Below are 10,697 nucleotides of genomic sequence, written 5' to 3'. Positions count from 1 at the left end.
GCCCGCCTCGTCGCCGAGCGCCTCGGCTACCCGCTGGTCATCCGCCCCTCCTACGTGCTGGGCGGCCGCGCCATGGCCATTGTCCACTCGGCCAATGAGTTCGAGCGCTATGTGCAGGACACCCTCACCGGCCTCGTCCCGCCCGATATTCTCCAGCGCTATCCCAACGACAAGACCGGCCAGATCAATTCGGTCCTCTCCGATAATCCGCTGCTGTTCGACGCCTATCTCTCCGGCGCCACCGAGATCGACGTCGACTGTCTCTGCGATGGCAAGGATGTCTTCGTCGCCGGCATCATGGAGCATATCGAGGAAGCCGGCATCCACTCCGGTGACTCGGCCTGTTCCCTCCCCCCGCGCAGCCTGCCGCCCGAGATCATCGAGGAACTCAAGCGCCAGACCCGCGACCTCGCCTTCGCCCTCAAGGTCGGTGGCCTGATGAACGTGCAGTTCGCCTATAAGGACGACACGATCTATCTCATCGAGGTCAATCCGCGCGCCTCCCGCACCGTGCCCTTCGTCGCCAAGGTCATTGGCGAGCCCATCGCCAAGATCGCCAGCCGCATCATGGCCGGCGAGAGCCTGGCTAGCTTCAACCTCGTTGAAAAAACCCTCAAGCACATCGCGGTCAAGGAAGCCGTCTTCCCCTTCAACCGCTTCCCCGGCGTCGACACCGTGCTCGGTCCGGAGATGAAGTCGACTGGCGAAGTCATCGGGCTGGACACCGATTTCGCCATCGCCTTCGCCAAATCGCAGATGGGTGCCGGCCAGAAGGTCCCCACTTCGGGCAAGGCCTTCATCTCGGTGCGCGACAGCGACAAGCCCGACATTGTCGACATGGCCCGCCACCTGGTCGAAGCCGGTTTCGAAATCCTCGCCACCGGCGGCACGCAGCGCTACCTGGTCGACAACAACGTGCCAGCCACCAAGATCAACAAGGTGCTCGAAGGCCGCCCCCACATCGTCGATTCCATGAAGAATGGCGGCGTGCAGCTGGTCATCAACACCACTGATGGCCTCAAGTCGATCTCCGACAGCCGCGATATCCGCCGCACCGCGCTCCTGTCCAAGATCCCCTATTACACCACCATCGACGGCGCCCTCGCCGCCGTGGAAGGCATCGTCGCCCTCAAGCAGGGCAGCCTGCAGGTCAAGGCCTTGCAGGAATACTTCGCGGCTTAGGGCCGATCCTCGACCAGTCTCCTCCCCCTTCTTCAGGGGGAGGTAGCGCCGCTCGGCCTGGCAAGGCCGTAGCAGAGCTAGGTGGGGGTGCCGCCCCCCAGCCCCCGCAACCATCCCTGCAGCCGCCGGCATTCCCGCACCAGCAGCTCCGGATCGCCCATGCTTTGCGCGAGAATAGACGCCCCTTGCAGCGACGACTGCAATTGCAGCGCCATGTCCCCGGCTTCCGCGCTGAACCCCATCTCGGCAAACTGCTCTTCCATCCACTCCATCGGCCCGCCGAGCAAGCCGCGGGCGCTTGCCGCCCAATCGCGGTCATGCTTGCTCATTTCCGCACTGAGCGAGCCCAGCGGACATCCCTGCTCTGCCACCAGCGCCGCATTGCCAATGGTATGTTCGACAAATCCCAGCAATCGCTCCAGCGGCGTCGGCAGCGCCGACAACGCCTGCTGCATCATGGCGACTTCGCCCAGCCGGCGCTCCAGCACCGCCTGTCCGATATCGTCCTTGCTCTTGAAGTAATAATAGATATTGCCCAGCGGCACGTCGGACGCCTCGGCGAGATCCGCCAAGGTAACGCTGCGATAGCCCTGGCGATGGGCCAGGTCCACCGCCGCCTGGGTCAGCCGCTCGCGTTTGCCGCGGGCGGCGGGTTTGCGCGTTTCAGCCAAGGCTGCTCCTAACCTACAAAACGTGTGCTCTGCCGCATCATATTCGCGGTCATCGCCCGCACCAAGCTATGCGGCATCAGCCAGTTCATGATGCGATAGAGCCGCCCGGGGATAACCACCATTTTCCGCCGTTTCACGCCCTCCAACGCCTCGGCCACGCATTGCGCCACGGGCATGGGTTTCATGGGCATGGGCGAGGCATCCAGCCCCATTTTCTTGATCAAGGGGGTCTCGGTCGGCGTCACGATCAACACCGTTATCCCCACGCCACGCTCCTTGAGTTCTGCGTGGAGGCTCCGTCCCAGCGCATTGACCAGCCCCTTGGCAGCCGCCGGATTGGCATGGAAGGGAATACCGCTATCCGCCCCCAGGGCAGAGACCAGCAAGGTCGCGCCGCGCTTCTGGGCCGCAAAGCGCCGGCTGAAATGGTGCGTAAGCAGCATATGCGACACCCCCATCAACTGGGTCTGGCGCAGCAATTGCTCGGGCTCGAAGGCCAGGAAAGCCCCGGGCTGCCCGGTTCCCGCGCCCGAAATGAATAGCCCGATATCCAGATCCTGCGTCTGCTCGATAAGGCCCTTCTCAGCTCCTGGCTCGCCCAAATCAGTCGTCACCACGCGATAAGCAATGCCGAAATCGCGCTTCAAATCCTGGCCCACCACCTCCAGGGCATCCGCACCCCGTGCCACCAGCACCAGATTGATCCCCGAGGCCGCAATCTGCCGCGCAAACTCGCGCCCGATCCCCGAACTCGCACCGGTAACAACCGCCCATGGCCCGAACCGCTTGCGATCCAGCTTGGTCATCCATTTTTCAGACTGCATGCTTCCCACTCCAAAAAGTATTTAGTTAGTCAACTAACTCACTTTCTCGTCACCCTGTCAACCCGCTTCCCTGCCCGCTCATTTCCGGTTCACACTGGAGCCGTTACCAAGGCCTATCGATTTCATGAGGAACGATTTGATGATCCGCAGCTTTGCCAGCCTCGCCCTGCTCCTGACTGGAACATGCCTCGCCACCGCCCAGGCCGTCACCCAACAGGATGCCGACGCTTTCATCCTCGCACCCGGCTTCGAACGCCTCGATTTCCAGACACTTGAGGACGAGCTCTTCGGCCTCTGGCTCGATATCGACAAGATCACCCCCGGCGGCGCCGTGGGCCCGGTTGAGAAAGCGATGTGGATTGCCGACCGCGCCACCCCCTCGGTGCGCACCCGCACCGCCATCGCCTACGGCGAGATGATCCACGACGACAACGGCGCACCACTGCCCATCAGCTTCATCGAAGTGCGCCACTTCAACCTTGGCCCGGCAATCCGCGACCAGGTTGCCGCCGACTATGGCGAGGAGAACACCGCACCCGTAGAGGAATTCGGCACTGGCGAGCACATGGCCTGGCGCTTCCTCTTCCAACCGCTGATGAATAACAGCGCCGTCCTCATCGACGCCAGCAGCCGCGTCATCCCGCACAAGGAAGCCGCCAAGTCCGACTGCACGGGCCGTCCCTGCCTTGACCTCTATTCCGGCTTCGATGCGAGCGAATGGGAGGACGTGGCCGGGCAGGTTCCGTCTTGGCCGCGCCTCTACTCAGACCAGTCCGATGAGGTCGCAACCCCGGCCCATGCCATCGCCGAATTGGCCGTCTTCGGCTTCTGGGCCAACGCGGAAAGTGGCCAATATCAATGGACGGGCGGCGAACACCCCGAGGGCGCCCAGGGATTTGAACCCTATCGCTTCATCGGTATCGACCGGCATCTGGGACAAGAAGCGAGCATCGATGCCATATGGCGCGAGACAAAGCTCAATGACGACGAACTCTTCGCCATCACCTTCCGCCGCGCCGAAGTGGCGGGGAGCGTCTATCTCATGCGGTCGAGCGAACCCTATCCCGGGCGCCCCTGATCGTCCGGCACTGCAGGCGCGCTAGGCGAAGAACTGGTCCACCAGCGCCAGCGCCCCTGCGACATCGTCGTCGCCGACATCGAGATGCGTCACCCAGCGTTGCTGGCCGTAGCGGCCGGTGACGCCCACGCCGCTCTCGGTCAGGAAATCGGTAAAGCGCTGACCCAGTTCGGCGTCCATATCCAGCCAGAGGATATTGGTGTCGGGCATGGTCACCCGCAGCGCCTCATGTCGGGCCAGCCCCTCGGCAAGCATTTTGGCCCGCTGATGGTCCTGGGCTAGCCGGGCGACATTGTTGTCGAGCGCGTAGAGGCCCGCCGCCGCCAGCACCCCGGATTGACGCAGTCCGCCGCCCAGCATCTTGCGATTGCGCCGCGCGATCTCAATAAGGTCGGCACGACCCACAAGCACGGACCCCACGGGCGCGCCCAGCCCTTTGGACAGGCAGATCGAGACCGTATCGAACGGCGCGGCAAATTCCTTGATGTCGAGGCCAAGCGCGACACAGGCATTGAACGCCCGGGCCCCATCCAAATGCAGCCCAAGCGCGTGACGTCGGGCAATATCGGCAACTGCCAGCATATAGGACACCGGCAGCACCCGTCCGCCAAACGTGTTCTCCAGCGCAACCACCCGCGTCGTCGCAAAATGGCTGTCGCCTTTCTTGATCGCGCCCTCGATATCGTACAACGCCATGGTGCCATCGGCCTGGTGGGCGATCGGCTGCGGCTGGATCGAGCCAAGCACAGCTGCGCCCCCGGCCTCATATTTGTAGCAATGTGCATTCTGCCCGGCGATGAACTCGTCACCGCGCCCGCAATGGCTCATCAGCGCCAAGAGGTTCGACATCGTCCCCGAGGGCACGAACAGGGCCGCATCTTTGCCCAGCATGCCAGCCATACGCTGCTCCAGCAAATTGACGGTCGGGTCGTCGCCGAACACATCGTCCCCCACCTCGGCCGCGGCCATCGCCGCGCGCATCCCGGCGCTTGGCTTGGTGACCGTGTCGGACCGGAAATCGTGGCGGATGGCATTCATGGCAGGCTCCTCAAAGAATCTGCTTCTTCTGCCAAGCCCGCGCGCAATTTGCTAGGCCGCGACGTCCCCGCCTTTGGTCTCATCATTAGCAGCAGTCAGTTCCAAAATAGGCTTGCGCGCACGACTACATGGGGGATCGACGCTTCCTCCAGAAGCCCTGATTCGCGAATTCAACTCGCACCAAAAGTCAATTGTATCGTTTCATTTTCTAATTGTATCGATTTATTCTTTTTTAGGATTAAGTTCGGTAACAAGATTTAATTCGAATCTCTTAGCTTGGACGGGTTTACGAGATGTCACTTCAGCAGAACGGATCGGCTGCAGACTTGGCCGGCCGCCTCGACTTTATTGGCCTCGACGCAGAGGCAAGAGACCGCATAGCGGCACTCAAGCCACTCATCGACAGGCACATGGGCGGCGCCCTGGATTCGTTCTATGCCAAGGTGGCCAATGTCGAGCAAATGGCCCATATGTTCGAGGCCCCGGGTGTAATAGAGCACGCCAAGAGCCGGCAGGCCGCCCATTGGGGAAACATCGCTGCCGGTCAGCTTGATGATAAGTACTTTGCGACCAGTTCCGCCATTGGCGAGGTGCACGCCCGCATTGGATTGGAGCCGAAATGGTACATCGGCGGATATGCGCTGATCGTGGAAGAGTTGCTCAAGCGCGTCTCGGCCGATTATTTCGCTGAGGCCACCCAGGGAAGATCACGTCTGGGGCTCCGTCGCGCGTTCAGCGCCGCTGACATGGCAGGCTTCGTTCAAACCGTCTCCGAACTGGTCAAGGCGGTCATGCTGGATATCGATATTGGCGTCTCGACCTATTTTCATCGGCTAACCGCTGAAACCACCGCGCTGAACACAAAAATCTGCGCCGTCGTCGATGCTGCCAAGGCCGGCGACTTCACCGAACGCGTCGAAATCGTATCGTCTAATCCTGCCATTTCCGGGCTGGCCGCTAACGTGAACGGCCTGATGGGCACGATTCAGTCCGGCATAGCGGCTACAACCGAGGCTTTGGAGGCTCTGGCCAAGGCTGATCTAACCAAGCGGATGGAAGGTGATTTCGAGGGGGCATTCAAAAGCCTCCAGGACGACACCAACGCGGTGCGTGACCGGCTCGCGGACATCGTCGGCCAACTCAAGCAGACCTCGGGCGGTCTCAAGCTGGCGACCGGAGAAATTCTCGCTGGCGCCAATGACCTCAGCGAAAGAACCACCAAGCAAGCCGCAACGATCGAAGAAACCTCGGCGGCAATGGAACAGGTCGCCTCGTCGGTAGGGCGCAACGCCGCCCAGACGCAGCAGGCCAGCAGGAACGGCGCCACCGTCCGCGATGCCGCCCGCCAGGGTGAAGAGGTGATGAGCCAGGCCAGCCACGCCATGGAACGCATCACAACCTCATCGTCCAAGATCGCCAATATTATCGGCCTGATCGACGACATCGCCTTCCAGACCAACCTTCTTGCGCTCAATGCATCCGTTGAAGCCGCGCGGGCAGGTGAGGCCGGCAAGGGCTTTGCGGTGGTTGCAGTGGAAGTGCGCCGGCTGGCTCAATCAGCCGCGCAGGCCTCCAGTGAGGTCAAGGCATTGATCGACCAATCCGGTCAGGAAGTGGCCAATGGCTCACAACTGGTCACCAGTGCGGTCGAAAAATTGCGCCTCATAGTCGGCGCCATCGAAGAAAACACCCAGCTTATGGACGATATCGCCAGGGCCAGCCAGGAGCAGGCATCCGCCATTGACGACGTCAACTCCGCCGTCCGTCAGCTTGACGACATGACGCAACACAATGCCGCCCTTGTCGAGCAGACCAATGCCTCCATCGAAAAGACAGAGGCCCAGGCCCATGATTTGGACAGCATCGTCAACCTGTTTTCGTTGACGGACTTACCCGAGGGTCACGCCGAACAGCCACAGCGGCGACCGCCTGCTGCGCCAAGTCCGAAGCCTGGTGCCGCCCTCTCCTATTTGTCGCAGGGCAATGCGGCCATAAGCACCGACTGGGACGAATTCTAGCGACCGCATGACGAAGAACTGGGGCCGGATTCCTTGATCGAAGTGTCCGGCCCTATCTGGGACCGCCCCGCCACAAAGACGCGAACTGCTCTAGGCCGCGACGTTGCCGCCTTCGGCTTCATCATTGGCCGCCGACAGTTCCACCGGCGGCTTGCGCGCCACCACCAATATGCCGGTGATCGGCGCACCCCGGTCGAAGCGCAACACCGCCGTCTCGAAGCGCAGCACTTCGAGCCCGGCCACCACCAGCGCATCGCGCGTCGCCGCAACGCCATGCGCGTAGCGAAGGCTGGGCCGCAGGAATAACGCCTCCTCCCCGTCATGCGCTTCCAGCGAGAACGCCACCAGCCCGCCCGGTCGCATGGCCGGCATCAGTGCCGCCAGCACCGGCTGCAACGCGCCGCAATAGATCAACACATCCGCCGCCGTGACCAGGTCGACATCGGCGCGGCGGGCATTGAGCGTCGCCACCAGTTCCGCCTTTGCCAGGCTGTCATAAATGCCCTTGCGCGCCGTCTCGGCAATCATCGCCGCGGAAATGTCGACGCCTTCCAGGTGCCCAACCTTGGTGCGCAACCGTTCGCCCATCAGCCCGGTGCCGCACCCCAGATCCAAAGCGCGATCAAACCCGGCCACACCAAGCCGCGCCATTTCCTCGCTGACCAATTGGTCCAGGAGATCCGGCACGCGATAGCCCAGCTTGCCCACCAGGGAGTCCTCGAACTGCGCCGCATATTGGTCGAACAGCGCCTCGACATAGCCCACCGCCGTCCCCTCGCCCGCCGGCCCGGCATCGTGCGCTGCCAGCTTCAGCCGCGCCCCGAACACGCCATCGTCATCCAGCGCTTCCAGGCGGCGCCAGGCGGCGATGGCCGACGAGATATTGCCGGCCTTGTCGTGAAAGCTACCGGCCAGGTCCCAGCCCGCGGCCCAGTCCGGCACCATTTCCAGCGCCTGCTCCATCAATTCGGCCGCGGCCGCATGGTCACCCTGTTCGGCCAGCATGCGGGCATAATCCGCGCGCCGATCGGCGATCACATCGCCGGAAGAAAAGAACGCCTTGGTCAAGACGAGAAGCTTTCGAGAGAACCGGCCCCTTCGGCGCGGCGCGCGGGATTTGCCGCAAAGCTTGGGCAAAGGCAAGCGAAATTGCATTCAATAGCTGTGGGGGCGTGGTCCCGCGACCAAATGGTCACTTTCCAATCGCTCATATTCGACTAAAATGTCAGCTATCCAATGGCTCCCGAGCCTGGCTCCCCTGCCCATTGGTGGCTGTGGCCAAAGCACCAGCCTGTCGGGCCCCTCCCTGGGCACTGGCGATCTGTGAGACCAAGTCGTTGTTTTCCTGACAGAACTTGCCGTTCTGCCGGGCGTTTTTACTTGCCAACACGACATATTGAAGCGCTTTCGTTTTCGGGCTAGGCTTCGCGCCATCGAATATTGCGGCCGACTGATCTGAAGACGCGAATTCCATTCGCAACTGCTGACGTCATCTTCCGATATTTCGATATCAACTAGGTTTCGGCCGGGTGCATGGCCGGAACCGCTCCAGCAGCGACTGCACGAGGGAACGCGCAACATGGCAACTGGTACCGTTAAGTGGTTCAACGGCCAAAAAGGCTATGGCTTCATTCAGCCTGACGAAGGCGGGGCGGACGTTTTCGTCCACATTTCCGCTGTTCAGCGTTCGGGCCTGAACGGCCTGGACGAAGGCCAGAAGGTCACTTACGAAATCGTCAAGGACAAGCGGACCGGCAAATCCGCCGCAGACAACCTGACGGCCTCCTGAGTTATCTCGGATGATCTGTTGAGGGCGCGCCTGGCAACGGGCGCGCTTTCGTTTGTCTGACGCAGGGCCCGCCCCTCTGGCTCCATCCGCACCTGACTTGACCGGAAGGCGGCGGTTGGGCAAGCTGAGCCCATCTCCTCTAAGACTTGTCGTGACGGTTTGGCCGAACGGAGTTTGGCAGGGAGATGCCGTGTCGGGCGCGATTTGCGCTCCATGGCCAACATCAATGCTATGCCTGTCGCGGTCCGGATGAGTCGGCTCCGCGGCGGTATTTGTTATGCCGAGCCGACTGGAGGCAGCACAATTATGGACAAGGTTCCGATGACGGTTCAGGGCCACAAGGCCCTTACGGCTGAGTTCGAACACCGCACCAGCAATGAACGCCGTCGCATCATCGACGCCATTGCTGAAGCTCGCGCCCACGGCGATCTGTCTGAGAACGCCGAATATTCCGCCGCCAAGGAGCAGCAGAGCCTCAATGAAGGCCGGATCAAGGAGCTCGAGACGCTCCTTGCGCTGGCCGATGTCATCGACGTCAGCAAGCTGAGTGGTGACACCGTCAAGTTCGGCGCCACTGTCACCTTCATCGACGAGGACACCGAGGAAGAAAAGACCTACCAGGTCGTGGGTGATCCGGAAGCCGACGCCTCGGCCGGCCGCATCTCGATTTCCTCGCCCATTTCCCGCGCCATGATCGGCAAGGAAGAAGGCGATTCGTTCGAAGTGGCCGCGCCCGGTGGTTCCAAAAGCTACGAGATCATCAAGATCCGCTATATCTGAGCCGCGTCCGGCGCGCCGATCGCCCAAAATTTGGGCACCAGCCAAGAATTCTGTGTCTTTCCTGTCCACTCCCGCGGGCATTCGCCCTGCGGGAGTGACTTTGCCTTGAAACCTTGATCCTTCGCCTCTTAAGTAAAGGCGAGGGAGCGTTCCTGTCCTGTTGGAGAAGCGTCGCGATGCACGCGAAAGTCATCATCATTGGCTCCGGCCCGGCCGGCTACACGGCTGCCATCTATGCGGCCCGCGCCATGCTCGAACCGGTCATGATTCAGGGCCTGCAGCCCGGCGGTCAGCTCACCATCACCACCGATGTCGAGAATTACCCCGGCTTTGCCGACGTCATTCAGGGCCCCTGGCTCATGGACCAGATGAAGGCCCAGGCCGAACATGTCGGCACCCGCATAGTCAATGACATCATAGTCGATGTGAACCTGGACAAGCGCCCCTTCGTGCTGACCGGTGACAGCGGCGACACCTACACCGCCGACAGCCTGATCATTGCCACCGGCGCCCAGGCCAAATGGCTTGGCCTGCCGTCCGAACAGAAGTTCCAGGGCTTTGGCGTGTCCGCCTGCGCCACCTGCGACGGCTTTTTCTATCGCGGCAAGCAGGTCCTTGTGGTCGGCGGCGGCAACACCGCCGTCGAGGAAGCGCTGTTCCTGACCAATTTCGCCGAGAAGGTCATCGTCGTGCACCGCCGCGACGAGTTCCGCGCCGAGCGCATCCTGCAGGAGCGCCTGTTCAAGAATCCCAAGATTGAGGTTCGCTGGAACACAGAGGTCGCCGAAGTTGGCGGCACGCCCATGCCACCCTCTGTCAATTCGGTCACCCTGCGCAACACGCTGACCGGTGAAACCTATGAACAGCCCATCGACGGCGTCTTTGTCGCCATTGGCCATGCACCTGCCACCTCGATCTTCGCCGGCAAGCTCGACATGAAGCCGGGTGGCTACCTGCAGGTGAAGCCGGGATCGACCGAAACCAATGTGCCGGGCGTCTTTGCCGCCGGCGACGTGACCGACGACATCTACCGGCAGGCTGTTACCGCGGCCGGCATGGGCTGCATGGCCGCGCTCGATGCCGAACGGTTCCTGGCCGAGCACGAATTGGCGGAAGCCGCGGAATAATCGTGCAGATGCAGGTCTTCAGTCACAACAGTGTCACAATCTTTCCGCCTCCCTCGCCCCCGGTGAGGATCGCGGACCGGCCTGGCTGAGAACACACAAAAGAAAGCGTCACGAACATGCTCGACTGGGACAAGCTACGGATTTTCCACACCGCCGCCGAGTCGGGCAGTTTCACCCATGCCGCCGAAAA

General features: G+C 61.9%; 10 protein-coding genes and 1 pseudogene. 7 read left to right on the top strand and 4 right to left on the bottom strand.

Translation table 11 applies throughout. The features are described from left to right. Nucleotides 1-1,182: pseudogene (locus QZ564_RS18020) on the top strand (ATP-grasp domain-containing protein); the annotation flags it as partial. Between the two features lie 77 nt (nucleotides 1,183-1,259). On the opposite strand, the gene QZ564_RS18015 reads toward QZ564_RS18020, so the two are convergent. Continuing rightward, nucleotides 1,260-1,853 carry a TetR/AcrR family transcriptional regulator gene (locus QZ564_RS18015; protein ID WP_297113089.1) on the bottom strand — a complete coding sequence of 198 codons (594 nt, stop codon included), beginning with the start codon at nucleotides 1,851-1,853 and terminating at the stop codon, nucleotides 1,260-1,262. 8 nt (nucleotides 1,854-1,861) lie between these two features. Beyond that, complete coding sequence (locus QZ564_RS18010) at nucleotides 1,862-2,677, bottom strand: SDR family NAD(P)-dependent oxidoreductase (protein ID WP_297113087.1); 816 nt, start codon at nucleotides 2,675-2,677, stop codon at nucleotides 1,862-1,864. Nucleotides 2,678-2,816: 139 nt separating this feature from the next. Here QZ564_RS18010 and QZ564_RS18005 point away from each other — a divergent pair, with 139 nt between their 5' ends. After that, a complete protein-coding gene (locus tag QZ564_RS18005) occupies nucleotides 2,817-3,755 on the top strand; it encodes a hypothetical protein (protein ID WP_297113085.1) in 939 nt (312 codons plus the stop codon). 21 nt (nucleotides 3,756-3,776) lie between these two features. Here QZ564_RS18005 and ltaE read toward each other — a convergent pair whose 3' ends face one another. Next, entirely contained in the window at nucleotides 3,777-4,793 is a 1,017-nt protein-coding gene (gene ltaE, locus QZ564_RS18000; RefSeq protein WP_297113083.1) for a low-specificity L-threonine aldolase, read from the bottom strand. Nucleotides 4,794-5,086: 293 nt separating this feature from the next. Between ltaE and QZ564_RS17995 the strand changes: the two genes are divergently transcribed. Continuing rightward, nucleotides 5,087-6,811 carry a globin-coupled sensor protein gene (locus QZ564_RS17995; protein WP_297113081.1) on the top strand — a complete coding sequence of 575 codons (1,725 nt, stop codon included), beginning with the start codon at nucleotides 5,087-5,089 and terminating at the stop codon, nucleotides 6,809-6,811. Between the two features lie 90 nt (nucleotides 6,812-6,901). Here the strand turns inward: QZ564_RS17995 and QZ564_RS17990 are convergent, their stop codons facing one another. Continuing rightward, nucleotides 6,902-7,879, bottom strand: coding sequence for a methyltransferase (locus tag QZ564_RS17990; protein ID WP_297113079.1), 978 nt, complete (start codon nucleotides 7,877-7,879; stop codon nucleotides 6,902-6,904). A gap of 511 nt (nucleotides 7,880-8,390) precedes the next feature. Between QZ564_RS17990 and QZ564_RS17985 the strand changes: the two genes are divergently transcribed. The 4 genes from QZ564_RS17985 to QZ564_RS17970 all read left to right on the top strand — a co-directional run. Further along, nucleotides 8,391-8,600, top strand: a complete 210-nt coding sequence (locus QZ564_RS17985) for a cold-shock protein (RefSeq protein ID WP_092421346.1) — start codon at nucleotides 8,391-8,393, stop codon at nucleotides 8,598-8,600. Between the two features lie 306 nt (nucleotides 8,601-8,906). Next, entirely contained in the window at nucleotides 8,907-9,380 is a 474-nt protein-coding gene (gene greA, locus QZ564_RS17980) for a transcription elongation factor GreA (protein ID WP_297113072.1), read from the top strand. A 176-nt stretch (nucleotides 9,381-9,556) separates the two neighbouring features. Continuing rightward, complete coding sequence (gene trxB, locus QZ564_RS17975; RefSeq protein ID WP_297113070.1) at nucleotides 9,557-10,507, top strand: thioredoxin-disulfide reductase; 951 nt, start codon at nucleotides 9,557-9,559, stop codon at nucleotides 10,505-10,507. Nucleotides 10,508-10,623: 116 nt separating this feature from the next. Next, nucleotides 10,624-10,697, top strand: a 74-nt coding sequence (locus tag QZ564_RS17970) for a LysR family transcriptional regulator (RefSeq protein WP_297113094.1), incomplete at its 3' end; no start/stop codon positions are given.

Origin of the sequence: uncultured Devosia sp., assembly GCF_913055165.1 — a bacterium.
Lineage (GTDB): Bacteria > Pseudomonadota > Alphaproteobacteria > Rhizobiales > Devosiaceae > Devosia.
This window is presented reverse-complemented; position numbering and strand designations above follow the sequence as displayed.